This is a genomic window from Paenibacillus sp. J22R56 (assembly GCF_056269375.1).
The window spans coordinates 10,174-36,565 of sequence record NZ_JBWDNV010000006.1; the positions used below are offsets into that span (position 1 = coordinate 10,174).

A 26,392-nucleotide genomic window follows, 5' to 3' on the forward strand; every position below is an offset into this window, starting at 1 on the left:
CTCTCCTTAAACTTACCTGCCTGTTGACGATGATGGCGGCTGTTGATTCAACTATATTTTATTACGCTATCTTGACCATTAGTCTAGAAAAAGCATCCGGTCATAGCGCCCAACTGATTCCCTCCAACCTCTTAATCTCAACTCATCACCGTTTTTTCGTTTTAACAAAAAAAAGATACCCTCTCTAATTTCAATTAAGGGGTATCTCGTAGGTTTTTCGACTAGGAACCTTACCATAGAAAAGAATACTGAAATAACTATTATAAGCAAAAATAGTTTTAGCCCTGTTTCTATAGACTCCATTTAGATACAGTGCCTCCTTACAATTATCATATACCACACTTAAGCCAAATACCTAGGGTTCCATCTGGCATCATCCCTTTAGTGTAATAAAAAAGGAGCAGTTGCCGGTGGCAAACTGCTCCAAAATGTTTTCAACTATCGGTCATCGCTTACAGCTCTCGCTTTCCGCGTCAGCCCCTATTCCGACCAGTCGCGCCGCAGCGTGAACAAGTCACGCAGCGCGTCCGTCGACAGCTCTGTGATCCAGCCTTCCGAGCTTGTGATGACGTCGTCGCTCAGCTGCTGCTTGCTCTCGAGCATCTCGTCGATCCGCTCCTCCAACGTACCGAGCGAGATGAACTTGTGCACCTGTACGTCACGCGTTTGGCCCATCCGGTAGGCGCGGTCCGTCGCTTGGTTCTCCACAGCGGGGTTCCACCAGCGGTCGAAATGAAACACATGGTTCGCTGCGGTCAGGTTGAGCCCGACGCCGCCGGCCTTGATCGATAGAATGAACACGTTTGGCTGTTCTGCGTCCGGCAGCTCCTGGGACTGGAACTGCTCGATCATCCGATCACGTGCCGTCTTAGACGAACCGCCGTGCAGGTATAGGACGGGCTCGCCAAGCTCCCGGCCGAGCACTCGCTGCAGCATTTCGCCCATCCCGATGTACTGCGTGAAGATAAGGCAGCGCTCGCCCTCCTCGCGAAGCTCTTTTACGAGATCAAGCAGCCGTTCGAGCTTGGCGGAACGGCTGATGAGCATCGCCGATTCGGCGGCTTCCTCGCGCTCGTCCTCCGGCACCGGCACGGCCTCCTTCGTCAGCAGCACAGGGTGGTCGCACAGTTGCTTCAGCCGTGTCAGCGCAGAGAGGATCGCGCCTTTTCGCTGAATGCCCTCCAGCTTTTTGACCTCGTCCATCAGCTCCTTTACGGTCTGTTCGTAGAGTGCACTCTGTTCGCCGGTGAGATGGATGTACGTCTTCATTTCGTTCTTCTCCGGCAGGTCCAGCATAATGTTCGGATCCTTTTTCTTACGTCGGAGCATGAACGGCTTCACGAGCCGCTGAAGCTCTTGCGTCCGCGTCTCGTCGCGTTCGCGCTCGATTGCCTGGCCGAACCGCTCAGCAAAGGCGCGGGCGGTCCCGAGATAGCCCGGATTGGTAAAATCGTAAATAGACCACAGCTCCGCGAGCTTGTTCTCGATCGGCGTACCCGTCAACGCGATGCGGTGCCGCGCGGGGAAGCTCTTGACCGCTATTGCCTGCTTCGTGCCGGCGTTCTTGATGTTCTGCGCTTCGTCGAGGCAGATCGCCGACCACGTATATCCGCCGAGCAGCTCCTGGTCCAACGTCGATGTTGCGTACGAGGTCAGTACGAGGTCGACCTCCGCCGCTTCCGCGTAGAACGCGTCGCCGCTCAGCCGCTTGCTGCCGTAATGGAGCAGGATGCGCAGCGATGGCGCGAAGCGGCGCACCTCCTTCTGCCAGTTGCCTAGCACCGAGGTCGGGCAGATCAGCAAGGCGGGACGGCGTCCTCCGTTCGCGGACGCTTCCTCCGCGACGTGCAGCAGGTACGTGATGAACTGAATCGTCTTGCCAAGGCCCATGTCGTCTGCCAGGACGGCGCCGAGCCCGAACCTTCGCAGAAACGCGAGCCAGGAGAAGCCGCCCTGCTGGTAGCTGCGCAGCTCCGCATGCAGTGTCGACGGCACTGGGACAGACGGCCAGTCCGTCTGCTGCGTCAGCTGCGCCATGACGGTCGTCAAGTGGGCGTTCAGCTCGACGTCCATCTCCAGTTCGCCTTCGTTCTCGTCGTCCTCCTCGCCGCCATTTTCGCTGCCCTTGCCCGCAGCCGCCGGTATAAAGAAGTCGCGGTTGCGGCGCAGATGCAGCTGCAGGACGTACTGGAAGGACAAGCCTTGCTGCGGATCGGCACCCGCCATCGCTTTGCGGATCTGCGCAAGCAGGGCTGGATCAAGTGGCACCCATTGGCCACGAAACTGCACGAGCCGCTCGCCGCGGGCGACCAGCTCCCGGAACTCCGCCTCGCTGAGGTCGGCGTCACCGATAGAGACATGCCAGTCGAATTCAATCAGCGCATTGAGACCGAAGAAGGACCGGTTGCCGCCCGCACGCTCCCCTTCGCCTTCACCTGGGCGCACCTTCGCGCGCAGTCGCGGCTTCTTGCGGCTCGCCTCCTCCCACCAGGCGGGCAGCAGCACCTGCCAGCCTGCGGCCAGGAGGCGCTGGCTGTCCACGGTCAGGAACTGCCATGCGTCCTCGTCCGTCAGTGGAGCATTCAACATGTCCACCGAACTGCCGGCCAGCCGGTCCGCCGGCAGGCTCGCGCGCAGATGCGCGAGCCAGGCAGCGGAGCGCTCGCGCACGTGCGGCGTCCATCCTGAGGGCCACGTCCCGGAGGCTTCGCCGTCCGCGGCCAGCCGAACCGGCACGAGCTTCGCCTGATCGAGCTTATCTTGCAGCAGGAGCGCGAGGCGCCAGCCGGCTTCGATATCCTCCGGCTCCGGCTCTAGCAGCTGCAGGAGCGGCCGGAACGGCAGCGTGTCTGCCTTCCAGCCGGCGGCAACAAGCCAGCCGCGCTCGTCGAGGCCTGTTGCCGCCCCGGCGCGGTCGAATAGTAGAGGGAAGTCGCGGCGTAGGTCGCCTGCGGCTTCCTCCGTGCCGTAATGGCGCTGAAACACTGCCGCGGAGAAGGCGGCGCCGAGGCCGGCCAGAAAGGCCGCATCTGCCTCTTCCGTGCCCTGGACTTCTTCGTCCCAATCGCCTTCCTCGACCGGTCCGCTGTGCTCGAGTGCGCGAAGCAACCGGCGCGTCTTCGCGTCGAGCGCCACCGCGTCCCATGTCCACCTCAGCTTGCCGGTCTTGTAAGCCTCGAAGCTCGGGATGAATTTCCGCTCCTCGACGCCGCGCTCCAGCGCCGGCGCGAGCGCGGTGATCCGCGCGGCGTCGCCTTCGAGCCGCCAGGTCATGTGCATCGGCAGCAATTCGGGGTTGGCGAAGAACGGCAAGACCATCTCCGCCGGCAGCACGACGAGCTCCAGCTCGTCATGCAGCTTCTCGGTTTCGAGCTCCGTGCCATAGAAAGACGGCTCGTGCCGTGCGAACAGCCGCTGCTTGACGAGCAGCCCCGGCGCGTAGCCGGACGCGTCCGCGCCAAAAATCAACGCGTCGCCCTGTTCGGTCAGGCTCGCTTGAATCGTAAGTGTATCAGCGTATGTGTTCATGACAACAGTCCTCCTTTACGCAGTTCTTCCTGCAGCGCCCGCAACCGGCTGTTTCGACTCGCGAACGCAACGATGAACTGCTCCCATCGCTCGCCTTTCTTCAGGCGCGCGTACAGCTTGGCGAGCCGCTTCAGCAGCTTCGCCGCTGCTTTGTAGCCGTCTCGGTTCTTCTGCAGCACGTACCGTTCCACCGCCTGATGGTAGAAGGGCAGCAGCAGCTCCGGCGCGTCCTTCTCGACCGGCTTCAGCAGGGTCACTCGGAACGACAGCGGATCCTGGCCCATGCACATTTGCAGGTCGATCCAGCGGTCCCACCTGCCGTGTGCCGCCAACGCATCCTCGTAGACGGTGCGCGAGAACGGCAGCATCGCCTGGAGCGTGCGCCACATCTCCGTCTCCGCCTCCGGCAGCTGCGCCACGACCGACGCCCAATAGTCGCCGTAGAGTGTAAGATCCTCGCTACGAACACCGATGAGCAACGGACCGGACACCTCGAGCCAGTCACGCAGCCGAACCCATTGCTCCGCGCGCTCGAGGTATCCAAGCAGCGGCGCGAGATGCTCCGGCTTCAGCATCAGCTTGCTTCCGTCCCGGGCGATTAAAGTCAGCGCTTCCGCGTCGCGCGCCAGGTAGAGCAGGAGCAGGCACTGCGCGAGCGTCCACGGCAATCGCGACAGGGCCGGGCCGAGCTCCGCTTCCGCCACCTGCAGCTTGCGCAGCTCCTTCTCGTACAAAGGTGCAGTTCCTGCCGATCCGGGACCGAGCCAGCGCAGCCACAGCGAAGCATAAAGCTCAGCGAAGCAGCCGAGGGTTTTATCCTCGGTCAGCATGCTCTCCCGGAGGAAATCTGCCGTCTCCATCAACCGGTCCCAATACGCCGAGCTATCGTCCGCCAGCGCCAACTTGTCTTCGAGCAGGCTTCGCGCATGGCCGCGCAACCCCTCCATCGCGAGCTTTGTATGGTAGCCCATGAATAAGCCCGATTGGCGCGTGTCCGCCTGGGCTGGCTTGATCATCCGCTCCAGCACGAAAAGCAGAGTATTAAGGGTGAATAATTGCTCCAGCGCCCAAGGCAGCACGGGCCGCATCGCCTGCAGGTCGGCGAGCAGCTCGCTGGCCTCCTGTGCCGTGCGGATGTGCAGGTGCATCGGTCCGCGGCGCGCCTGGAACCGCTCGTGCCACTTGGCCACGGGGAGCTCGGTCAGCTCCGCCTCCGTCAAGGTCGGCCGGACTGGCCGAGAGGCCTCCGGCACGGCACTGCGGTTTGCGCCTTCGCTTCCGTTGCCAGCCCGGGACGTCGATTCCGCGGCTGCTCCTCCTTCAACGTCCGCGCGGGCACCGAAGCGTCTGCCGTCCGGCGCCGCGCCAGGCTTGGAGCTGACGGCCGCGCTTTTCAAGGCGCTGCGCGCGTTGGCGAGCGCCTGGATCGGCCGGCCGCACAGCTCCGCGTAACGCATCAAGGTGGATGCCATGTGCGTGCAGGCGCTTTTCGAGCAGGCACATTCACTCGCCGCGAGATCGTCCAGATCGACGGCGACATCGTACATCCGGTTATCCTTGACGCGCGCATCCACGTGAACGCCGTCGTCGCGGAGCACCAGCTCCTCGACCCGTCCCTGTTTATAATATTGAAACCCCCGTATGATCGTCAGTTCGTCGAAGCACGCGGCGACGCCCTCCAGCAGCTCCCGCCACGCTCCGTCATCCAGTATGTAGTCCATATCCATTATCCTTTGACTCCCGTTTACATCGTCATGTATTCTTAAAACTTCGCTCTCTATTATACCATCATCTCTTCCGCCAGCGGGACCTGAACGCCTCTTATAATTCGGCTTAACGTACTTCTATACAAAAAATAAAAAAAAGCCGCAGTTTTTGCGACTTCCATTGTATAGTTGTTGTTGTTGTTGTCCTACAACAATTAGTGTTTCTGGTTATTGGCTACGAATGGCTAACGTTAGTAGTTAATCTTCTCGGAGGATGACCCATTTACCGTTCTCTCGCACCATGGCATAGTTAGGGTCAAGAATGTTGCCGTCCTTCATAAAGTAGAACACCTTTAATAATTTCAATTCAGATTTGTTGATTTCTAACCACTCTTTTACGGCCTCGGCTCTATGATCCGGATCGTTTTGTATCCATAATATTTTTTCAACCATATCTCGCTTCTTGTAAAAAGATGTTAGAACTCCCTTCTTATCCAGATCAGCGAATTTTGCCGCATCGTTCTTCTGCATAGCCTCAAACAACTCCGTAATTGTTGAAGAGAGATCTGATGGGATGGTACTGTCAACCACAGGTGCTCTTTCCCCGAATAACCGCGATTCATTAGTAAACACCATTGAATCTGCTTGTTTTAATTCTTCGGTTAACACCTTATTTTTTTCTTCATATGCCTTTCTTTCCAATTCCAGATTGTATGTTACCTTAAGAAGTTCTTTCTTCTGAGCATTTATTTCGCTCTTAGTTGTGTTGATTTCATTTTTTTTCTCTTTTAATTCCTGGTTCGTTTCAGCTAATTGTAATCGTAGGGTTTCGATTTTTTTATTTTGTGCCAAGAATATGACTATTAGAACGGCAGTAAGCGTAACAGTGACAATCCAACCTTTTTTAGCCATTTCCTTCACCCAAAAGAATCATTTTCATTACCTAGCCTCAGTTTTTTTGGTTAATTTCATTCCAGTAGTTAATATCTCCAGTTTCATATAGCTTTTTACCATCTTTATCAAAAGTTTGAATAGTAATTGGTTCATTGATTGAACGAGTGTTTTGTATCCAAATATAAGTCATTATAGATATAAACACTAAAGTAAAGACACCAAGTATGGAGAGTTGAAGCTTACATTTCTTCATCGTTTCCCCCCTAGTAAAAGCAAATCATTTGACAAGAGTCTTCAAGTCCTTTACAACCATTTCAACTCGTTTATCTTTAGGGGTATTGGAACCTTCATAGTTATAAAAAATCAAGACATTCGCGATCTGGTATCTTCCATGTATAACAAACGTAAGTAGATGGATGTTAGTTGCAACTAACGACGGATCTATCGCTATCCGTTCGAATGTTGACTCGAATCGCCCATTTACACCGGCAGCCGGTTGTGTTATTCTTGTTTCCATAGTTTTCGAAATATATGAGCAAAGGCGGTGAGAATCCATGGTCGAGGACAACGAGGAAGTCAAACAAGCAGTGAAAGTCTACAAAGCACTCGGGGAGCCGACCCGGATCAAAATAGCGATGCTTCTTACGGAAGAGATGAATCTCTGCTGCTCCGACATCGGCAGCAAGCTCGAGTCCGTTGCCGGTTCCACGCTGTCGCATCACTTGAAGCAGCTTACAGAATGCGGCCTGCTCACGCTACGCAAAGACGGCACGTACATTTATTACAGCGTCAATAAAGAAGTCGCGCGAAAGTATGCCCCTTATTTACTGGGGTAGCCCCGTTTTTTTTTGCCCTATATTTCGATAAATTTAGAAATATGAAACTATCATAAAAAGAGATACGGATAAGGAGCTGGAACGTTTGTCATACAATGTAAAAATATATATGCTGGCTTTAGTCAGCTTTCTCGTCGGCACATCCGAATTCATTATTGCCGGCATTTTGGATAAAGTATCCGACGATATCGGCGTCTCAGTCGCAGCCGCAGGCCAGCTGATCACCGTGTTCTCCCTTGCTTACGGATTTGGGACACCTTTCCTGATGGCTGCCGCTGCCAAAGTCGACCGCAAAAAGCTGATGCTATACGCGCTCTCAATATTCATCGTCGGCAACGTCGCGGCCTATTTCTTCTCTGGCTTTGGCGCCCTCATCGTTTCCCGTGTTATCGTAGCGCTTAGCAGCGGTGTGTTTGTCGTCACGGCGCTCACGGTCGCCGCGAAGCTCGCACCTGCTGAGAAGCAAGGCAGCGCCATCGCCACGCTAGTCATGGGCTTCAGTACAGCCCTAATCGTCGGCGTACCACTGGGACGGCTAGTCGCTTCCGCCTATGATTGGAATGTGGTATTCGGTGGCATCGGAATACTTGGACTGCTTGCTCTGCTGCTCATCGCTTTCGCGATTCCGAAGACGGATGGCGAACAGCCGGTACCGCTGCGGGACCAGTTGAAGCTGCTCAAGAATCCGAAAATCGTCATCGCGCTTGGCATTACGTTCTTCTGGCTCGGCGGCTATTCCATCACTTATACGTATATTTCTCCCTTTCTGCTCGATATTACAGGCATGAGCGAGAAATTCGTCAGCATCGCGCTGCTCGCGTTTGGCATCGCCAGTCTGATTGGCTCGAAGCTAGGTGGTTTTGGCACCGACCGTTGGGGATTCAAGCGTACGCTAGTAACTGGTATGCTGTTCCACGCGACATGGTTGATTGTGATTTCGATCGCTGCCCATTCACCGGGGCTGATGTTCCCGCTGCTGATGCTTTGGTCCTTCTCCGCCTGGTCGTCCGGTCCAACACAGCAGTACCATCTGATCTCGCTCGCGCCTGAAGCAACCAGTATTATGCTTAGCCTTAACAGCTCCGTCATACAGCTGGCCATGGCTGCCGGTGCGGGGATCGGCGGCGTCGTCGTGGAAGGCGCTTCGTTGACAGCAATCACCTGGATCGGTGCCGCCGGTGTTGCCATCGCAGCGCTCATGTCGGCCGCGGCCTTCGGTTACTTCCGCGTTGGCGCGGCATCCCGGTCAGCGCATAAGGAGGCTCGCGCAGGTAAGATCGGCAACTAAGTAATTATCTGGGCAGAGTCAAATGCTCCTGACCCAGGCATCGCGAGAAAGAAGCCCGCGCCTCCAACAAGCAGGCTGCTGGCTTCTTTTCGCAAATATGCTTCACTCTTCGTGGAGTAATTGTAGATTAGTATTTCTTATCTTCCATTATTTAATTAGGCGGTGTTCGACTTGGTTCAATCGGAAGCAGGCATCAAGACCATTAAACTTACCATGGAAAATCGTAACAATCCTTTCTTTCTGACCGTCCTATGGGATGCTCAAGACGTCGTTCTCATCGATACCGGACTTCCTGGTCAAATGGAGCTTATTCGCACCGCGTTCCTAGATGCCGGAATACCTTTCGAGAAGCTGACCAAAATTCTCATTTCCCATCAAGATTCGGATCATATCGGCAGCTTGCCTGAGTTGGTAGAAGCCTTCGGAGACCAGGTTCAAGTGTATGCTCATGAAATCGCTGTTCCTTACTTAGCCGGTATAATCCCTCTCGACAAGAGCAAGAAACTAGTCAGAACGCCTATCAAAGTCGATGTCACCTTGCAAGACGGCGTTATCCTGCCTTTCGCCGGCGGAATCCGCGCAGTGTTTACACCCGGCCATACGCCGGATCACACGTCCTTCTACCACATTCCGAGCAAGACGTTAATTGCCGGCGATGTCTTAAGGGCACAAGATGGCATCCTACAGTCGTACAGTCCAATCTATACGCCGGATCAAGTCACGGCGCTGCAATCTATCGCTAAATTTCAGACGATGGATATCTCCAAGGTAATCGCTTACCATGGCGGCGAATGCACGGATAACTTGCAGGATCACCTGCAGGATATTTTGGACGCGGGTCCGGTCGAGAACAAGTAACCGCTCCCCTGCTCTATGCCGACGTAAACCATAAGTAAATAAAAACTTCCCGCAGTCCGTTATTCGGACTGCGGGAAGTTTTTTATCGTGTCGGTTATTCGGACTGCGGGAAGTTTTTTATCGTGTCGGTTATTTCCGGTTGTTGGGAATCATGTCATGTGGAATATTCAGGAGCTCTTCACTAATAGCCCAAAGCTTTTTGGCTGACGCCGGATCAATGGCCCACGGACGAACGCCGCGCTGGAGCTGGCTGTCTGCCGAAACAGCTTCAGCGATATCGCAGTCTTCGCAGTAAACGCCTCCTTTGCCATTTAGCATCGGACTTACCGCGCACCAAACCGATGTGGCGGCTCCTTGCTCGACGGTTTTGAAACCCCCGGATGACGAATAAGTGCCATCTTCCTTGCGAGTTACACCCCATGCAGCCAAATCCTCGTTGCTCAAATGTCGAACTAAGCCCGAAAGGATCGCGCCGGGATGAACGGCAAAGGCGCGAATGCCAAATGCTTGTCCTCGTTGGTCAAGCTCTATGGCAAATAATGAGCACGCGGTCTTGGACTCACCATAAGAGATATTTTTGTCATAGGGTCTATTGGTGAAATGCAGGTCTTCAAAGTCAATGGGCCCAGTCATATGGCCAATCGATGAAAGTGAGATGACCCGAGCGTTACCTGAGCGCTTCAGTGTCTCCCATAAGCGATTCGTCAATTGAAAGTGTCCCAGATAATTCGTCGCGAAATGGGTATCATATCCCCGTGCATCTTTTATTTCAGGCGGAAAGCTTACTCCTGCGTTTAGTATGAGCAAGTCGAGCGCTCGGTCAGATTTCATAAATTCGGATGCAAACTCATCAACCGAATTCGGATCCATAAGATCTAACTGAATCACCTCAACATTAGGCAGAGGAGCGAGAATTTTCCGCGCATGCTCGACATTGCGGGCACCGACAATAACGGTTGCGCCTGCTTCGGCAAGTGCGTAGGTCGTTTCGAGACCGATGCCCCCGTGCCCGCCTGTCACGATGGCCGTCTTACCACGGAGTTCTATACCCGCTATGATTTCTTTTGCGGTTGTTTCAGGTCCGTATCCAGACAGTAACGGTTTTTGTTCGGTTTTCATTGTTGTTTGCTCCTTCGAAGTGAAATTAGACAAAAAAACATAAAATGTCTATGTGTGTATAATAGACGAGTGGACAAAGTTTGTAAAGTGTATAAAATGGAACTATGAATGATAAAAAGAAACAGCAAATTGTTGAAACGGCGTTAGAAGTGTTTTTTTAATACGGTTACAAACGAGTAGCAATGAATGAAATTGCGGAGGCAGCGGGAATCTCGCTCGCGAGTCTTTATTTGTATTTCAAAAATAAGGAGGAAATATTCAACGCTGCGATCGTACACCACGGTGATACGCTTATCGAGGAGATTCATCGAGGGCTTTCGCGACATCACGGATAGTTCGTACCGTATGCACAAGAAGCGCTCAATACGAGTTATGAGAAAATGGATACATTGCTGGCCGTCTTGCTTAAGCAACATCCAGGGACAGCTCGACAAGTATTCCACCAGAGCGGTTGGCACATCTGCTAACAGGAGCGCTTCGCGGTTATAAAAGCGTCGCCAAGAACTCTAATGAGCTTAGGCAGTTCATTCGAGATTTATTCCAACTCGTGATGTAAAGACTAGACCCCAAGAAAAAAGCCCACCTTTTTTGGTGGGCTTACTCTTTATAAAAACTGCCATTCCTATTTATCATGAATAATTTGTAGCGTTAATTTCATTCCAAAACCAAAAATTGGATCCTTGTGAAACTATAAGGCGCTCAAAGAACAGTTCGAAATTTAATTTAATATCTTCACCTTCACTATCAATTGAATCATAAATTGAACGGTCAAATAAATAGTCTTCCCTACCCTCGCTTACCCGATCTCCATTTACAAAAACAACAGTTTGATCATATTTAGCTATTGGATATAGGTTTTTAGGTACAGGATAAATATTCAAATAATCAATTATGTCATCAATACCAAAGATTATCCATGAGGGATTAGATTGACCAGATTCATCTTGAAAAAGAATAGCACCATCATGAATAAGTAAAAATTCACGATAATCTTGTGGAATTTTGAATGCAGTTTCTTCTGTAAATTCATTGATTCTATCTTCTGTGCATGCATTATAGAAGACAAAGGAACATTCAAACGTATATCCTAGTTCTCTTTGGACTTTTATGATTGGCGTTTTTATTAAACGTTCTTTTAAGCTGGTTAGAGTTAACAACAGAATATTATTCAATGTATCCCCCTCAAATACCGTGTTGTGCAATAGTCCCACTTCATTTGCGTTTCCCTAAGAAAAGCTGACTCACTCGTTTAGAGAAGTCTTCTATTCCAAAACTGGACGTATCAATTCGGTTATACCAGTTCGTTATCGTCTCCAAGATCCATAAAGGTACCTGTATCTCGTTTATCAGAGGATAAAAATGTTTGTATGTCCATACCAAATGTTCCCATCGGTTATCGTTTCCTTCTTTGATATATTCCGATACATCAAGAACCTTTCCTCTACCCTCTTGTAAAAGCACATTTTTTAGATGAATATCCCTTGGGTTCAGTCCCTGACTACGGACAAAATCCCGGGCATTTTCAACATCTTGCATCACTTGCTCTGGAACACGGACACCCTGTAGAAGACAATCATATAAGGTAATCCCTTGTTCGAAGCTTAATACTAAATAGTTGGATCCGGCTCCATAACATTGGGCAAAATACGGTGATCCTTCTAAACGTTTGTATATATCCGCTTCCACGTCCTTCTTTTCTAATGACTGAGCGGAATACACTTTATATGCGTAATTAGGGGTGTCAGGGTAATAAAAAACCGCGGCATCTGTTCCGATACCGATACAACGCAAATCTTCTGTAAAACCGATGACGGAAACAGGCTTATTGTTTTCATGTCCAATGACCTCAATATTTTTTAATGCTTCCTCTACTTGTTTCCAGTCTTCAATCATAAACATCGTCTCCTTCTTGTTTAATAGAAGCTGGTTCATAATTGCTATCCTGTTGAGCCACATTTACGAGGTTTCTATGTTTATTCTATTACCTATTTTAGAGTCTTTGGCTGAAATGCTTTAATGTCTATAAATCGTTGTATGACCGATGATACTGCTGCGTTATGCAACGGCTTGCTGATATATTCGTGCATGCCCGCGCTTATGAATCGCTCCCGGTCGCCGACCAGTGCGTTTGCCGTAACAGCAACAATATGTGGCAACTCGTCCGAACGCATCATTTGCCGCAGATGTTTAGTTGCTTCCAAACCATTCATCACAGGCATTTGAATATCCATAAATAGAATATCGTATTTCTTCTTCTGAACGGCTTCCAGGACTTCAGATCCGTTGGATACGGCATCCGGACGAAAACCAAGCTTTTCCACCATACGAATTAAGACAAGCTGATTAATATGATTGTCTTCAGCGATTAATATGTTCAACTTATCATTAGGATTGGGCAGCTGCCCGTGATCCGCTTCCAGATGCATTACATCCGGGAGAGATTCGACCTTCAAAGCAATGTTGAATTTAAAGATTGTGCCTCCTCCTGGATTTGGTTCGCAATAGATCTCACCATCCATCAGCTCAATCAGCTTTCGCGTAATAGCAAGTCCAAGTCCGGTACCTCCTGCCTGTCGCACCATGAAATGATCGGCTTGATAAAATGGCTCAAAGAGAAAGGCTCTTTTATCCGCCGGCACTCCTATTCCCGTATCCTCCACTGAGAAGTAGAACTGGATCTTATCTCCTGCGATTTCGGCTTTATCGATACTGACAGTTATGGAGCCTTCTGGCGTAAATTTAATGGCGTTGCCGATCAGGTTCATTAGGATTTGACGGATTTTGAGCGGGTCGCCGATTACTTTATGCGGAATGTCTGGATGAATGGATACGTTAAGCGTCAGCTTTTTCTCCAGTGCTTTAGGCATTAGTGTGTCGAAAGTCTCCGCAATCGCTTCGCTCAGCTTGAATGGCTCCTCCGACAGTTCGGTATTACCTGATTCCACCTTAGAAAAGTCGAGAATATCGTTGATAATGGCCAGTAAAGTATCCCCACTCTTCCGGATGATGGAGACATATTCCTGCTGCTCCTCTTCCAATGGCGTATCCAGCAGCAAATCGGTCATGCCGATTACGCCGTTCATTGGAGTGCGAATTTCATGGCTCATGATCGCCATAAACTCGCTTTTGACTTCATTTGTCCGTTCTGCAGCCTCTTTTTCAATCAGCAGCTTCTTTTGTTCAGTAATATCCTTGATTAGCAGATAAAATCCGATACTGCGATTGTTAACGATAATCGGCGCGATCGTGACCAGAACTTCTACAAGATGCCCATTGACATGGGGAACATGATTGATAGATCCTTCAATATCGGTGTAAGGCTCGTTGTCGGCTAATATACGCACAAGCGTATCCTCACCGATAATGGCCGCGATACTTGTGCCAATCAGGTCCGATATCTTTTGTCCAATAAGATGCTCTGCCATTACGTTTCCGTTCATAATCTTGCCCTGCAGGTCAAAGGAAATAATGGTGTCATGATTATATTTCTTAAGTGAAGTGTATCTCTCCACCGTTTCTTGCAGCTTTTGCTCGATCATTTTATTAGAAGTAATATCGACGATTTGAGCGATAAAATACCAAGACTCGCCCTCTGCCCCTTCTCTGACAAAGGAGACATGTACGGATGTCCACACGACAGTGTCGTTTTGATGAACATGTCTTTTTTCAAAGCTGAATGTCGGTATTTCGCCTTGCAGTAATTGTTTAAAGTAGATGTCATGATTGCTTTCTACAGATGAAAAAATCAATTTTTTAGGATCGCATTTCATTAATTCGTTTCTCTCGTATCCGAGCAGCTGGCAAGCGGCTGGATTCACATCAATCCATTGGCCATCTAACGAGATCAGCACAATCCCGACAGGAGTATAATTGAATACATGTGCAAATAGATTCTGTTGATTGAACGTTAGCTCTTCCACTTCCTTGCCCCCTCATTGCGAATTCAGATGTATCCGTAATTATACTATAAATACTTATTTCTGTATAAAAATCAAGAAAGGAGCCGTCAATGAGCGGCTCCTTTCTTTTAATGTTATTTAAGGGACTTCGGATCAATTAAGAGGTAAAACCTCATCTTAAGCTTTGCCCGAATCCTGATCTCCATGTCGGATACAACGGTACCCATCCGTATTCGTTTTGTGCTTTGGTATTCGATGCGCCGCGCTCCCCCCTATTGCTGCCAGGTTGATATTCCGGCTCAGGGGCTTGCAGCGCATCAGCATAAACAGGCAGCCACTGTGTTCCAGCAGCAGGCTCGTTATCTACTATATTAACCCAGCCCGTAGGCCAATCCAATGCCAGCATAGCTGCATTTGCAGCATCCTCCACATGAAGGAAGGAAGTGATTCCGTCGTTTGCATGCAGCTGCCTTTGCAACACTTTTTCCGCCATGACCCCTCTTTTATCGTACCAGGTTTCAGGTCCGTAGAGCATCCCATAACGCAAAATAACGTGATTCGGCACCTCCGCTACTGCCCTTTCCAGTGCAATAATACCATTTATAGTCGATTTCCGCGGCAATGGTGCCTGTAAGTCCAAGGGAACCTCTTCCGAAGCAGGATGATCACCTGGTTCATAAGCCCAAGAAATACTTTGTGCGATGAATCGCCTAACACCTGCAGCCTTGGCGGCATCTACAAGATTCCGAGTCCCTTCTATTCTGATCCTGGCATTGTCCTCGAGATTCCAATTGCTCAGAGAAGTAAGCTGATGAATGATTACATCCGGTCGTAATTCCCTGATTACTCCTAGGATATCGTCCCGATCAAACGCATCGACAACGATAGGCTTTGCCCCTAAAGCTTGAATGAATGCCTTACGTTCCACGCAATGGGTCATTCCAATGACTTCATGGCCAGCCCGCACCAATTTGGGAAGTAGCAAACGGCCAATTACACCTGTAGATCCAGCAACGAATATTTTCATATAATGACCTCCAATATTGTTCTCATCTTGTGTCAATTTCACATGGTAGTTTCGAATGACTTTTCACTTTACGCGGGATTATGAGCACTTGAACCGTCATTAACATGAGTGTAATGATGATCAATCCCAATATGGTCAATCTGAATTGATAGGTCAAATCATTGATCCAACCAATGAGAATTGGACCAACCGCGCCAATAATGTATCCTCCCGATTGCGTCATTGCCGCCAAGGAAGCCGCTTCCTGCGGAGATGAAGCAGCATCAATAGGCAACAACGTTCCGAGAGCAAACAACATCCCTGAGCCAAATCCGCATAAGACAGCAGCTAACCAAGGAAGAATGGAACCAAAGATGAGAATAAGTCCAATTAGCTGCAGGAAAGATGCAGCAAGCAGCCATAGTAGGCGGGATGGAAACCACTTCAGCAGGAATTGGAGCACTAATCCACTTGGTATTTGTACTATTGCAAAGATTGTAAGTAAATTCCCCGCATAGAGGCGTGAATAGCCCAAGCTTTCCATTATAGGCGGCAGCCATGCCAATAAAGAATAAAAAACCATAGCCATAAGACCAAAATGAACGGTTAATAACCAGACCTTCTTATTCCCCCAAGGCAGCTTCGAGCTCTGCGAGATGGTTGCTGAATCCATTAGAGTGTCTATCCCCCGTCTGACGACTCTAAACCAAATTGGAACAGCTGCTATAGCAAGTACAGCCCAAAAAGCAAGTGTCGTTTGCCAAGAATGTACCCTGAATTGCAAGGGAGCGGATAAACTGGAACCTAGAGCGGCTCCGAGTGACAAAGCCATAGAGTACACAGCGATCATCATTGGAATGTTACTTGCGAAATGCCTTTTGATAAATCCGGAAAGCAAAGGCCCCATTGCAGCAATGCCTATGCCGGCCAGCAGAGCGGTTAGAAGTAAAAAGAAAGCGGAATGAGTAACGATACGCAAAAGTGTACTTACACTTAGTAGAACCAAGGACCAGCTAATGACCCTCTCGATTCCCAAGCTCCTGCCGATCCGGACGGATATTGGCGAGAAGAAGCCCATGCATAGGACGGGGATAGAAGTTAACAAGCTGGCTACTGAAGCATTCATACCCAAATCGCTACGAATGATTTCAAGTACGGGAGAAATAGAGCTTATCGCCGGGCGTAAATTCAGAGAGGCCAAGAAAAGGGCTGTGACCATGAGACCCCCAGCCGCCTTATGTTTGGCTTTTCTCTTTGAGGTAATCTCTTGATTCATCGGCTTCACCTCCCTGCTACTGAATCTTGAATTTGTAACTCCTATGTTATCATGATAGATTGGTATCAATAAGTACCACTTTGAGTTCAAATTTAACATACCAATTTTTATAAGGGGGCACTATCAATGCCGCTCAACCCCAAACCAAATGTTTTTGCTACTAAAACCAAACATATTTATACTTTGCTGCGTGATCGGATGTTTCAGGGCTTCTATACATCGGGAAGCAGGCTCCCCTCCACCCGAGATCTTGCAAGTGAGTTCGGAGTGTCTCGCGCACTGATTGTAGAAGTCTATGAGCAGCTAATAGCCGAAGGTTATTTGGTAGGCCGCCAAGGCTCAGGTACTTACGTGGTAGATTTGGGGAGACGCAATTCGTTTACGAGCCAGTCTCACGTAAGCGAAGTTTTTGAATCATCCAAGTCTGCGGAATATCCAAATCGCTTCGATGGCATTGACTTCCGTCCGAGCTTCCCTGCTCTGGATCACATTCCGCGTAAAAAGTGGAAGGAAACCGCCCTTGGCGTATACGAAAGTGCTCATTCATGGGATTTTGGTTATGATGATCCCGCAGGCAATATGGAACTTCGCACAAGCATATGCCGGCTTTTACAGCACACCAAAGGGATTCAATGTGCCCCATCGCAGGTAATCGTGACGGCCGGCGCTACCCAAGCTATTGCTTTGTTGTGCAAGCTTTTATTACAACCTAATGATGCCATAGTGACAGAAGACCCGACCGCTACCTTCATCCACGATATTTTTGCATCAACTGGCGCCAACATAATCCCTGTTTCCGTAGATGATCATGGCCTGAGTGTTGATAATCTGCCAACTCATTTGCATCCGAAGTGCATCTTTGTTACTCCATCCCATCAATTTCCCTTCGGCAGTATTTTGTCCATTGGACGCCGTTTGCAACTTTTAGATTATGCCCGCCAAACCGGCTGTTACATCTTCGAGGACGATTACGACAGTGAATTCCGCTACGCCGGAATGCCGCTTCATGCTCTAAGGGAGCTGGACTCGGAGAGAGTTATTTATGTAGGGACTTTCAGTAAAAATATGTTCCCCGCGCTTAGACTGGGCTATATGGTGGTACCGCATGATTTAGTTTCTTCTCTTCTTCAGTTAAAGCGGGTAACAGACATGCATTGCCCAACATTTTCCCAAGTCATCCTTGCTAGATTTATTGCCAGTCATCACTTGGAACGCCACATCTCCCAAATGAAGCGTATTTACGGCAAAAGACGAAATCGTCTCATTACCAGCTTATCCGAAACGTTCGGCAACCAAGTCAAAATATCAGGTGATGCTGCAGGGTTACACTTGATTGCCGAATTATCCAGACATCGGTTTGACCCTCTTCTGACATCGCAGCTTGAGGAGCGGAATATTAAGATATACCCTGCTGAAAAGTACTCTATTGTTAAAGGAAAGTTTGAAGATCGATTAATTATGGGGTTTGGGAATGTAACGGAGTCTCAGATCTCCCAGGGAATCAAAACCATTGCCGAGATTCTGAGGAGTTAATAAGAAATCCAGCTCTCTTCATGCCTTCTAAATATAGCATCAACATCATCGAGCACATTCTGGTAGAAGTATTTTGCTGCCGTGTTATCCTTCGTATTTATATTGGCTTGAAGAAAACAAAGAGCTATCCATGAAGCAGGCGCTTCGAGGATAGCTCTTCGTTGGCTGCCGGTAAACGGACTACTTACGGGGGAAAATCGAAGTCAGGTCGATTCCTCTCGCGATGTCGGCGGCGCCTTTTTTTAAGGCTATTTTCAATCCGGGTCCAAAATGTCCTGCTTTCACGAATGCGATCAGATCCGGCTTCCATATAACGCCGTCCGCATCGAAATCGGCTTTGGGATCATAATGGAACTGCCCTCGTTTCGTCCCGAAGGTGCGCAGGAATTCAATAGCATCCTGCCGATTGACCTGGCCATTGCCGTCGAGGTCGGCCGTTGGTACAGGATCCGTTCCTGGATCTGTACCAGGATCTGTACCAGGATCTGTTCCCGGATCTGTTCCAGGATCCGTGCCTGGGTCTGTTCCTGGATCCGTACCAGGGTCCGTACCTGGCACCTCGTACCATGTGGTACCAAGGTAAACTTGCCACCCGTCCTTCCAATACACCTTCGCTTTATCCGTAACGATCCGATCGGATGGCAGCCTGCCATCCTCTTGAAGACGGCTCAGCCAGATACCGCTGTCGTAGGTGTAGGCGGCTTCGCCTGCATCCGAAAGTGCAACAAAATGGCTGTCGGCGGTGCTGGTCGGCGTCAACCGCTCATCCTCTCCGGAAGGCGAACGCAGCCACAGCTGCTTTTGCCCGGCCTCCGTATACAGAGTATAGGCAATCCAACCGCCTGCCGTCAGATAATCCCCCTGCACGGCAGATGCTCCGGCAAGAGCCAGCGCAGCACCGTCCCGATCGATGACGAGAGTGGAGCTGTTCGTCGAAGTGTCATTCCGTGCGTAGAGCAGTACGCTGCCGTCCATAACCGGTGAGCGGTAGGCGAACCCGTCATTAGGCGTAATTTGCGCAGTGGCGCCGTCCGCAAATCGGAATAGCTTGCCATCTCGTCCGAACACGAGCGTGCCTTGATCGTCCAGCGCATAATCGAACCGGTCGGTGAAGCCGACTGAGACCGCTACGCCGGAAGCGGTGTTCTCAAGCGTCAGTTCACGAAGTCCTCCACCGGGAGCATGGTAGGCAGCCCAATCTCCATTCACTCGAATATCGTCCGCGGCAAGGGATTGCAACTGACCGTTCCGCCATACGAAAGACGAATATTTCCCTAGCGGGTCAAGACCTTTCCGATAGTAGCCGTCGGGAAAGTCGAAGCCGGTTGCATCGAATGCGCTGCCCATTGCGCCACCGGGAATGAGTCGAACGTTAAGCTGAGTCTGTTCCGGTACGAGCAGCGGCAGCGTCTCCACTTCGTTCGTATTCCGGTGGTGAATGCGCAGACGATGATCATAGGCATTCCATAGCAGCGTGCGCGAATCGTCTGTGTCAAGCACAAGGCCTGCTTCCTTCGAGATGGTTGTCAGGTTCGAGACATCCTCGACATAGATCGGATACGACTGCGTGCTGGTCAATCCACTTGCATCGGAGGCGCTAAGCTGAACAGTAGCTGCCTGGCCTAGCCACTGCTCCGCGGAAAGCGTCTCCACGATTGCGTTCGTGCCGGATGCCAGCAGCTTTCCGTTAATGCTAAGCTTCAGGCTGCTGCAGTCTGAACCAGGATTATCGTCAGTGCAAGAAACGTTGACCGCCAGATTCGGGTCAGCGACTTCAAATGGAAGCGGTGCATCAGGATGAATCACCGGCGTCTTGTTGTGCTTGAGCGCGATGGCAAGAGGAGCGCTAGAGATGCCATCGACGTCAATCGCGTCAAGCGTCAAGGTAAAATCCCCCCAAGGGAGTGAGGAAACGTCGACCCAGCCAGTGTATTCACAGGAAGATACGCAAGTGGCGGCCTGTTTCGTTAAGCTGACCGCAGGCATGCTGCCAGCCGTGGCCTTTGTTTCAGCGATGGGCACCTGGGAATTTACTGTAACTCGGACAAAGATGCGATCAGGCACGAAGGAATTCGCCGTCGGAGTTGCTACCACCAGTCGCGGTACCGAAGCGGCGTGTGCCGGCTGGACTTGAATACTGAAGAGGCCGAGAAGCAGCATGACGGCCAACACCGCATTAGCGAGTTGTCGTCTATGATTGATCCTAGTGTTCGAATTCTCCATTCTTTGACTTCTCCTCCATGTCGTTCGGAATATTGTCTTGCATGAAAAGCGTCACAAACAAAGTCCTGAAAAAACAGGTAAACATTCCCTTTTGACTATGCAAGACTATTATGCCTGTCCGAACGGGGAGCGTATATAGGGAGATGCCCCTATATGGAGGGACCATTTTACAGGGCCTAGATCGTCACGGTAACGGGACTTTCGGATGCACAAGCGAGTGACAAGATCCGACATTATGATGACTCGCTCCCTCCTGCTTCAATTAAAAGTAACTCGTATGTGGCAATGACGCCTCCCTGAATACTGTACTTCTCCTCGTATACCTTATACATTTCGGTGAACAGGCGCCGAGGGCCTAGTCCCTCTATCTTAGTTGCTTCAGAAGAACTTGCGCCTATCGCCTTTACGGATTGAAGGAAATCTCTTGGGGAAGCATACGTCTCCTTTTGAATTTCCTGTTTGCTATGAATAACTGAAAATCCAGCTTCTATAAGAACAACTTTCCATTGTTCTGGTGATAGAACCGATAATCCGTGCCGCTGCGGCTCCATCTTGTTTGCATAATATACTGCATCAAAAGATTGATGGAGCTCGCGAAACGTTTCCGGTCCGAATGTCGTGAACACCAGCAAGCCTCCCGGTCGAAGGATTCTCCTAAGATCACTTATCGTTTGCCTCGGATGACTTAGCCATTGAAAACAGGCACTAGAAACAATGAGGTCGAAGGAATCAGATGGGGCTTCGGCAGCCCATATCTCCACATCGGCTTGGATAAAACGTAAATCTGCTGATTGATTTGATTGAATGCGTTGTTCGGCAACTTTGATCATTGTGGGTGTAAGATCTAGCGCCGTAATCGAAGCCTGAGGCAATTGTTGTAACAAAAGTTCGGTCAAAGTACCCGTACCACAGCCAATTTCCAGTATTTTTAACGGGTCAGAGTCTCTTGTGCTAAACCACCTCATGAGTGAATTAGCAAGTTGCTCTGCCATCGTACGCTGTACATCAGCGTGATTATCATACAAGCCCTCAGCACTACGATTAAATTGTCGCCTAATTGCTGTTGTTCGATTGTTCATGCCACCAACTCCTGAATCGTTTTGCGATCTCCACTTCCCTTCCCAGAAACGGCGCATGACCACCAAAAGGGATTGTATGTAAATTGGCTTGAGGTACTAATGAAACAAGCTCCATTGCAGCGCCAAATGGACAAATTGTATCTTCGGTGCCATGCACTAGAAAAACCGGACAACGGATATTTTTTAATTGAAACAAGACTTCCTCTTCACGTAAAATTTGAAGCCCAGCTATTAATGCTTGGACCGACCAAACACCGTGAGGAGGAAGATTCTGATCTATCCTCATCTCAAGCTCCGCTTCTGTAAACATCATTCGTCGAAATTTTGTTTCTACCGCTTCTCGATCTTTCGAAAGACCAGCAATCATCTGCCTCACATAGGCATCTGCCCAGCCGCGGTCGGACTCCTCTTTGGGACGAGTAAATTGAGCATTTGCCGCAAATAGCACAAGGCCGTCTGCTAAGTCTGCGACTCTTAGTGCCAACAACCCACCGAGGGACCAGCCCCCGATTAACAAAGGAGGTTGTATGTTTTTTGCTGCTATCTGAGTAACATGTATCATTTGCTCTTGCGTATCAGCTTGACTATAGTCAACGGTTACATGATGATAGTCTGGCAACGATTCGCGTAACCTGTCGAATACGGAATCCGATATACTCCAACCGGTCAACCATAGGATAGTGCCGTTCTTTTCAGATACAGTCATCACAGTCACAGCACCCCCATTTGATATCCGATGGTACGGATGCAATCGGCTGCATCCAGTAGTTCTTTTTCCGAATGTACGGCTGATAACGAAAATCGAATGCGAGCTGTTCCGTCAGGAACGGTTGGCGGACGAATCGCAACCGCTGCGATCCCTTTTTCTTCAAGGGCTTGGCTAAACCGCAAAGCTGCTCCATTATTACCCACGATTAACGGTACAATTGGAGAGTCACCGTCACCGATTATAAAACCAGAATGTTTAAGTGTAGAACGAAATAATTGGCTTACTGCGAGCAATTTCTCCCGGCGCCAATGATCCGAAATGATGAGCTCTAATGCCTTTGAAATACCCACGACGAGAGATGGCGGCAAAGCCGTCGAATAAATGAGCGGTCTTGCTTCATTAACTAGCCACCGAATCAATGTACGGCTGCCGCAAATATACGCTCCATAAACGCCAAATGCTTTACTAAACGTCCCCATATGAATATCGACTTGATCATGCAGTCCGAGTTCATGACATAATCCCTCGCCTCGCCTTCCGTAAATCCCCCCGCTATGCGCTTCGTCTATCATAAGCATCGCTCCAAACTCTTGTTTTAAGGCAACGAGTTCGCGTAAGCAAGCTTGGTCGCCATCCATGGAAAATACGGCATCCGTTACAATTAATTTTCGCCGACGATTGCGGTACTTTTTCAATAATGTCCGCAAATGCTCCATGTCGTTATGACGGTACCTGGCATGCTCCGCACGACTGAGTACGACTCCGTCTACGATACTTGCATGGTTCAAACGATCACTAAAAACAACATCCCCTCTCCCAACAAGCGCTCCAATTACACCTGAATTAGCCATATAACCGTTTGCGATTACGAGTGCAGCTTCGCATCTTTGCCATTCGGCCAGCGCCTGCTCTAATTGAGCGTAAGGGAAACGATTGCCTGTTACTAGACGGGAAGCGCCGGCTCCAGCTCCTTCAGATAAGAGGGCGCCCCTCATCGCTTCGATGATGGCAGGATGGTCGGCGAGTCCGAGATAGTTATTGGAAGAAAGGTTGAGCAGCGCTCGTTCGTTGAGTAAGACGTAACCGGGAGTTTCTTGGGCGACTCCACTTTCACGCAAAGAGCGTTCCAAAGAGGCTCCTGACAATAATTCAAGTTCTTTTTCCATCCATTCCATGTTGTCACCGCCTTACAAAGCGTTCAACTCGATTTCGAATCCCAAATCTTCGATAATTTGATGATCGGCCGATACATCTTGGCCAGCAGTCGTTAAATAATCTCCTACGAATAATGAGTTTGCGGCGTATAAGGACAAGGGCTGCAGCGTACGGAGGTTAACTTCGCGACCGCCGGCCACACGAATTTCTTTAGATGGACAAACAAATCGGAATAAGGCTAGTACCTTTAATGCTTTCATTGATGGAGTTCGACCTGCATGCTCTAAAGGTGTTCCCGGTATCGCATTCAGGAAATTGATTGGGATTGAATCTGCATCGAGTTCGTGGAGTGCAAAGGCCATTTCCACGATTTCTTGATGGGTCTCGCCCATGCCGATAATAACGCCAGAGCAAGGAGACATGCCGTGCGACTTTACCTTCTCTACGGTTTCAACGCGTTGATCATAGGTGTGGGTCGTCGTGATGGAAGGATAATTGGCTCTACTAGTATTTAAGTTGTGGTTATAACGATGAACGCCTGCCTCGGCAAGTCGCTTAGCTTGATCTTCCTTGAGAATGCCTAGGCATGCACAAATCTTCAGCGGCATCGTCTCCCGAATTTCTTTAACGGCGTTAACTACTTGATTTAGCTCATTATCCGTAGGTCCTTTCCCGGCTGCTACGATGCAATAAGTTCCGGCCTTGCGAGCCATCGCTTCTCGAGCACCAGCGAGCAGCGTTTCTTTATCCAGCAAAGTATATTTGCTTACTGGCGCAGTTGAAACGATAGATTGCGAACAATAGCCACAGTCCTCAGGGCAAAGGCCGCTCTTAGCGTTAATGATCATGTTCAGCTTCACTTTTTTGCCGTAGAAATGTTTTCTCACCTTAAATGCGGCATTCATGATTAGAAGCACTTCATCATTGTCGGCTTCAAGTACCGAGAGCCCTTCCTCTAAAGTTAGGCGTTCGCCGCTCAGTGATTTCTCGGCAAGAAATTGCCACTTCGTATTTGTCATAGTGCTTTCCATCTCCATCATCCTCCCATGATTTGAGCAGCTATTGCGTCTCTAATAGGTGCGAGCTCTATTTTTTCTCGAAAAATTGGGATCAACGTTTCCGAATCACCTGCGTTATCCAAACGGGGTAATCTACCCAGGACTTTAAGTCCGCTGTATCGTTCAATCAGTTCTGAGTTATTAGTTTTACTCGGATCATCAATCGTCTCAATTTGTTCGATGTCGTTCATAATGACACCAATGATATGTACACCGAGTTGCTTAAGATAGGAAACGGTTAAAAGCGTATGGTTAATCGTACCTAGTCCAGATCGAGCTACAATCACCGTAGGCATCCGGAGTTCCGAAATGAAATCTGCCACGAAGGCGTCTTCGGTCAGCGGTACAGCGACCCCACCGGCACCTTCGACAATCAGAGCTTGGTAACGATCAACGAGCGGTGCTCCTGCAGCGATAAGCTCCTTTAACGTTAGCGTTACCCCAGACTGTTTGGCAGCGAGCATCGGAGTTAACGGGGCTTCGAATGTAAAAGGAGCAACAACTTCGGGTAGGTCCTGGATTCCCGAAAGATGCAGTAGTCTTTCCGCATCGGTCATGCCGTTACCGATCTTTTCGCCTGATTGTACGGGCTTCCAGACACCAATGTTCATCCCTTCTGCGCGAAGAACAGCGGCAATGGCGGCAGCCACAATTGTTTTTCCGATCCCCGTATCCGTACCCGTTACAAATAAACCAGGTATAGTTGTATTTGTAATCGCTTTGTTCATCCCCTTAACCGCCTTCGGTGATGTCAATTATGGATTTCGCCAAAATATCCGTCATAGCATCTAGCTCCGTTTCTGTACTAGCAAGCGGAGGAATGAAAACCATCACATTGCCAAGCGGCCTTGTTAACATCCCGAGTTCCCTAGCTCTTTGTGTTGCACGAACGCCTACCCGTTCTATCCACTCGTAGGGCTCACGTGAATCCTTATTTCGGACGAGTTCAATTCCGACCATTAGTCCCTTTTGCCGGATATCGCCAACATGCGGTCGGTCCTTTAGGTTTGAGAGTTTTTTCTCGACAAATGCTGCTTTTGCCTCTACCCCTTCTATCATGTTGCGCTCTTCCATGAGCTTTAAGCTAGCTAAAGCAACCGCGCAGCCAAGCGGGTTACCCGTAAAAGAATGTCCATGGAAAAAGGTCTTTTGTTCTTCGTAATCGGCGTAAAATGCATGATATATTTCGTCATTTGCAAGCGTCGCTGCTACAGGTAAATAGCCTCCAGTAAGTCCTTTTCCAATTACCATCAAGTCCGGACTTACATCTTCGAGTTCACAGGCAAACATAGCGCCTGTCCGGCCAAAACCGGTTGCTACCTCGTCGGCTATCAAGAGAACATCATACTTTCGACATATGGCCGCCATCTCACGCAAACAGTTTGGCGGCATCGTAACGATGCCACTGGCACCTTGGACAATCGGCTCGACGATAAGTGCTGCAATCTCATCTGAGCGTGTCTCAAGAAGATCACGAAGAGCGGTTAACGTTGCATCCAATGCCGACATCTCGCCACCTTCATGACGATAAGCGTAAGGATAGGGTATGACGTGCGAAGGGAATAACATCGGACGGAAAATGTCATGATAGAGTGGAATCGCACCAACACTCACAGCCCCGATTGTATCCCCGTGATACGCTTGATTCATTGTGATGAAAGACTTTTTACTTTTAACGCCTTTATTTTGCCAGTATTGAAACGCCATTTTGATCGCGATCTCTACGCCGGTTGCTCCTGAATCAGAGTAAAATACTTTATTTAATCCTCGCGGTGTAATCCCTGCCAGCTTCTCTGCTAGTTCAATCGCTGGTCTATTAGCCATTCCGAGTAAGGTTGAATGAGCAACTCGGCTTAACTGATCCGTAATTGCCTGATTTAACTCCGGTACATTATGGCCATGTACATTAAGCCAGACCGATGAGAAGCCGTCATAATAAGCCCGTCCTTGCACGTCATAGAGTTTAATTCCCTCACCATGTTCAATGATAAGTGGATCAGAGGTTACGTAGTCTTTCATTTGAGTAAAGGGATTCCATAGATAATCCTTATTCAGGTTAGTAAGCCGTTCGTAATCTGTTTGCATAATGTTCACCATCCACTTTTAATTGTTAACCTAGTTTTATGTTTCTTGGTTAACAATTAGCTATACTAGCAGATCGATACTTCGATGTAAAGATAGTACAAGGGACATTTTTGAACATAAAAAAAGATAATGAATAGGCA

General features: G+C 49.5%; 21 protein-coding genes and 1 pseudogene. 5 read left to right on the forward strand and 17 right to left on the reverse strand.

The window, feature by feature from the left end; all coding sequences use genetic code 11:
* Positions 1–480: 480 nt before the first annotated feature.
* From AC0YNT_RS15035 to AC0YNT_RS15050, 4 genes are all read right to left on the reverse strand, one after another.
* A complete protein-coding gene (locus tag AC0YNT_RS15035; protein ID WP_475805340.1) occupies positions 481–3,528 on the reverse strand; it encodes a DEAD/DEAH box helicase in 3,048 nt (1,015 codons plus the stop codon).
* A complete protein-coding gene (locus AC0YNT_RS15040; RefSeq protein ID WP_475805341.1) occupies positions 3,525–5,255 on the reverse strand; it encodes an SWIM zinc finger family protein in 1,731 nt (576 codons plus the stop codon). Before AC0YNT_RS15040 ends, AC0YNT_RS15035 begins: the two co-directional genes overlap by 4 nt.
* A gap of 237 nt (positions 5,256–5,492) precedes the next feature.
* Positions 5,493–6,146, reverse strand: coding sequence for a hypothetical protein (locus AC0YNT_RS15045; RefSeq protein WP_475805342.1), 654 nt, complete (start codon positions 6,144–6,146; stop codon positions 5,493–5,495).
* 37 nt (positions 6,147–6,183) lie between these two features.
* On the reverse strand, positions 6,184–6,381 hold the full coding sequence (locus AC0YNT_RS15050; RefSeq protein ID WP_475805343.1) for a hypothetical protein: 198 nt from the start codon (positions 6,379–6,381) through the stop codon (positions 6,184–6,186).
* Between the two features lie 301 nt (positions 6,382–6,682).
* Here AC0YNT_RS15050 and AC0YNT_RS15055 point away from each other — a divergent pair, with 301 nt between their 5' ends.
* From AC0YNT_RS15055 to AC0YNT_RS15065, 3 genes are all read left to right on the forward strand, one after another.
* A complete protein-coding gene (locus tag AC0YNT_RS15055) occupies positions 6,683–6,964 on the forward strand; it encodes an ArsR/SmtB family transcription factor (RefSeq protein WP_167276089.1) in 282 nt (93 codons plus the stop codon).
* 85 nt (positions 6,965–7,049) lie between these two features.
* Positions 7,050–8,252 carry an MFS transporter gene (locus tag AC0YNT_RS15060; protein WP_475805344.1) on the forward strand — a complete coding sequence of 401 codons (1,203 nt, stop codon included), beginning with the start codon at positions 7,050–7,052 and terminating at the stop codon, positions 8,250–8,252.
* A 171-nt stretch (positions 8,253–8,423) separates the two neighbouring features.
* On the forward strand, positions 8,424–9,110 hold the full coding sequence (locus AC0YNT_RS15065) for an MBL fold metallo-hydrolase (protein WP_475805345.1): 687 nt from the start codon (positions 8,424–8,426) through the stop codon (positions 9,108–9,110).
* Positions 9,111–9,239: 129 nt separating this feature from the next.
* Here AC0YNT_RS15065 and AC0YNT_RS15070 read toward each other — a convergent pair whose 3' ends face one another.
* Positions 9,240–10,229, reverse strand: a complete 990-nt coding sequence (locus AC0YNT_RS15070) for an SDR family NAD(P)-dependent oxidoreductase (protein WP_475805346.1) — start codon at positions 10,227–10,229, stop codon at positions 9,240–9,242.
* Positions 10,230–10,405: 176 nt separating this feature from the next.
* On the opposite strand from AC0YNT_RS15070, the pseudogene AC0YNT_RS15075 reads away from it, so the two are divergent.
* Positions 10,406–10,564 (forward strand): annotated as a pseudogene (locus tag AC0YNT_RS15075) (TetR/AcrR family transcriptional regulator); the annotation flags it as partial.
* A gap of 294 nt (positions 10,565–10,858) precedes the next feature.
* Here AC0YNT_RS15075 and AC0YNT_RS15080 read toward each other — a convergent pair.
* The 5 genes from AC0YNT_RS15080 to AC0YNT_RS15100 all read right to left on the reverse strand — a co-directional run bounded on the left by AC0YNT_RS15080 (position 10,859) and on the right by AC0YNT_RS15100 (position 16,410).
* Positions 10,859–11,401, reverse strand: a complete 543-nt coding sequence (locus tag AC0YNT_RS15080) for an SMI1/KNR4 family protein (protein WP_475805347.1) — start codon at positions 11,399–11,401, stop codon at positions 10,859–10,861.
* A 40-nt stretch (positions 11,402–11,441) separates the two neighbouring features.
* Positions 11,442–12,122 (reverse strand): protein kinase family protein, encoded by a 681-nt coding sequence (locus tag AC0YNT_RS15085; RefSeq protein ID WP_475805348.1) that lies wholly within the window; start codon positions 12,120–12,122, stop codon positions 11,442–11,444.
* 92 nt (positions 12,123–12,214) lie between these two features.
* Positions 12,215–14,149, reverse strand: a complete 1,935-nt coding sequence (locus AC0YNT_RS15090; RefSeq protein ID WP_475805349.1) for a PAS domain S-box protein — start codon at positions 14,147–14,149, stop codon at positions 12,215–12,217.
* A gap of 151 nt (positions 14,150–14,300) precedes the next feature.
* Positions 14,301–15,155, reverse strand: coding sequence for an NAD-dependent epimerase/dehydratase family protein (locus tag AC0YNT_RS15095; protein WP_475805350.1), 855 nt, complete (start codon positions 15,153–15,155; stop codon positions 14,301–14,303).
* A 22-nt stretch (positions 15,156–15,177) separates the two neighbouring features.
* A complete protein-coding gene (locus AC0YNT_RS15100; protein ID WP_475805351.1) occupies positions 15,178–16,410 on the reverse strand; it encodes an MFS transporter in 1,233 nt (410 codons plus the stop codon).
* A gap of 126 nt (positions 16,411–16,536) precedes the next feature.
* Between AC0YNT_RS15100 and pdxR the strand changes: the two genes are divergently transcribed.
* Positions 16,537–17,943, forward strand: a complete 1,407-nt coding sequence (gene pdxR, locus AC0YNT_RS15105; protein WP_475805352.1) for a MocR-like pyridoxine biosynthesis transcription factor PdxR — start codon at positions 16,537–16,539, stop codon at positions 17,941–17,943.
* Positions 17,944–18,123: 180 nt separating this feature from the next.
* Here pdxR and AC0YNT_RS15110 read toward each other — a convergent pair whose 3' ends face one another.
* The 7 genes from AC0YNT_RS15110 to bioA all read right to left on the reverse strand — a co-directional run bounded on the left by AC0YNT_RS15110 (position 18,124) and on the right by bioA (position 26,252).
* Positions 18,124–20,166: a hypothetical protein gene (locus AC0YNT_RS15110; protein ID WP_475805353.1), complete on the reverse strand. Its 2,043-nt coding sequence runs from the start codon at positions 20,164–20,166 to the stop codon at positions 18,124–18,126.
* Positions 20,167–20,399: 233 nt separating this feature from the next.
* Positions 20,400–21,245: a malonyl-ACP O-methyltransferase BioC gene (bioC, locus tag AC0YNT_RS15115; protein WP_475805354.1), complete on the reverse strand. Its 846-nt coding sequence runs from the start codon at positions 21,243–21,245 to the stop codon at positions 20,400–20,402.
* Complete coding sequence (locus AC0YNT_RS15120; RefSeq protein ID WP_475805355.1) at positions 21,220–21,951, reverse strand: alpha/beta fold hydrolase; 732 nt, start codon at positions 21,949–21,951, stop codon at positions 21,220–21,222. The genes bioC and AC0YNT_RS15120 overlap by 26 nt, the downstream gene beginning before the upstream one ends.
* Before the next feature lie 5 nt (positions 21,952–21,956).
* Positions 21,957–23,129, reverse strand: coding sequence for an 8-amino-7-oxononanoate synthase (bioF, locus tag AC0YNT_RS15125; RefSeq protein ID WP_475805356.1), 1,173 nt, complete (start codon positions 23,127–23,129; stop codon positions 21,957–21,959).
* A gap of 12 nt (positions 23,130–23,141) precedes the next feature.
* Entirely contained in the window at positions 23,142–24,140 is a 999-nt protein-coding gene (gene bioB, locus AC0YNT_RS15130) for a biotin synthase BioB (RefSeq protein ID WP_475805357.1), read from the reverse strand.
* Between the two features lie 5 nt (positions 24,141–24,145).
* Positions 24,146–24,895 (reverse strand): dethiobiotin synthase, encoded by a 750-nt coding sequence (gene bioD, locus AC0YNT_RS15135; RefSeq protein WP_475805358.1) that lies wholly within the window; start codon positions 24,893–24,895, stop codon positions 24,146–24,148.
* Between the two features lie 4 nt (positions 24,896–24,899).
* Positions 24,900–26,252, reverse strand: a complete 1,353-nt coding sequence (gene bioA, locus AC0YNT_RS15140; RefSeq protein ID WP_475805359.1) for an adenosylmethionine--8-amino-7-oxononanoate transaminase — start codon at positions 26,250–26,252, stop codon at positions 24,900–24,902.
* Between the last annotated feature and the right edge of the window lie 140 nt (positions 26,253–26,392).

Excerpts from the sequence above, each read along its gene's own strand:
- AC0YNT_RS15035 (WP_475805340.1), bottom strand. The coding sequence starts at position 3,528 with ATGAACACATACGCTGATACACTTACGATTCAAGCGAGCCTGACCGAA.
- AC0YNT_RS15040 (WP_475805341.1), bottom strand. The coding sequence starts at position 5,255 with ATGGATATGGACTACATACTGGATGACGGAGCGTGGCGGGAGCTGCTG.
- AC0YNT_RS15045 (WP_475805342.1), bottom strand. The coding sequence starts at position 6,146 with ATGGCTAAAAAAGGTTGGATTGTCACTGTTACGCTTACTGCCGTTCTA.
- AC0YNT_RS15050 (WP_475805343.1), bottom strand. The coding sequence starts at position 6,381 with ATGAAGAAATGTAAGCTTCAACTCTCCATACTTGGTGTCTTTACTTTA.
- AC0YNT_RS15055 (WP_167276089.1), top strand. The coding sequence starts at position 6,683 with ATGGTCGAGGACAACGAGGAAGTCAAACAAGCAGTGAAAGTCTACAAA.
- AC0YNT_RS15070 (WP_475805346.1), bottom strand. The coding sequence starts at position 10,229 with ATGAAAACCGAACAAAAACCGTTACTGTCTGGATACGGACCTGAAACA.
- AC0YNT_RS15085 (WP_475805348.1), bottom strand. The coding sequence starts at position 12,122 with ATGATTGAAGACTGGAAACAAGTAGAGGAAGCATTAAAAAATATTGAG.
- AC0YNT_RS15095 (WP_475805350.1), bottom strand. The coding sequence starts at position 15,155 with ATGAAAATATTCGTTGCTGGATCTACAGGTGTAATTGGCCGTTTGCTA.
- AC0YNT_RS15100 (WP_475805351.1), bottom strand. The coding sequence starts at position 16,410 with ATGAATCAAGAGATTACCTCAAAGAGAAAAGCCAAACATAAGGCGGCT.
- pdxR (WP_475805352.1), top strand. The coding sequence starts at position 16,537 with ATGCCGCTCAACCCCAAACCAAATGTTTTTGCTACTAAAACCAAACAT.
- AC0YNT_RS15110 (WP_475805353.1), bottom strand. The coding sequence starts at position 20,166 with ATGGAGAATTCGAACACTAGGATCAATCATAGACGACAACTCGCTAAT.
- bioC (WP_475805354.1), bottom strand. The coding sequence starts at position 21,245 with ATGAACAATCGAACAACAGCAATTAGGCGACAATTTAATCGTAGTGCT.
- AC0YNT_RS15120 (WP_475805355.1), bottom strand. The coding sequence starts at position 21,951 with ATGACTGTATCTGAAAAGAACGGCACTATCCTATGGTTGACCGGTTGG.
- bioF (WP_475805356.1), bottom strand. The coding sequence starts at position 23,129 with ATGGAATGGATGGAAAAAGAACTTGAATTATTGTCAGGAGCCTCTTTG.
- bioB (WP_475805357.1), bottom strand. The coding sequence starts at position 24,140 with ATGGAAAGCACTATGACAAATACGAAGTGGCAATTTCTTGCCGAGAAA.
- bioD (WP_475805358.1), bottom strand. The coding sequence starts at position 24,895 with ATGAACAAAGCGATTACAAATACAACTATACCTGGTTTATTTGTAACG.
- bioA (WP_475805359.1), bottom strand. The coding sequence starts at position 26,252 with ATGCAAACAGATTACGAACGGCTTACTAACCTGAATAAGGATTATCTA.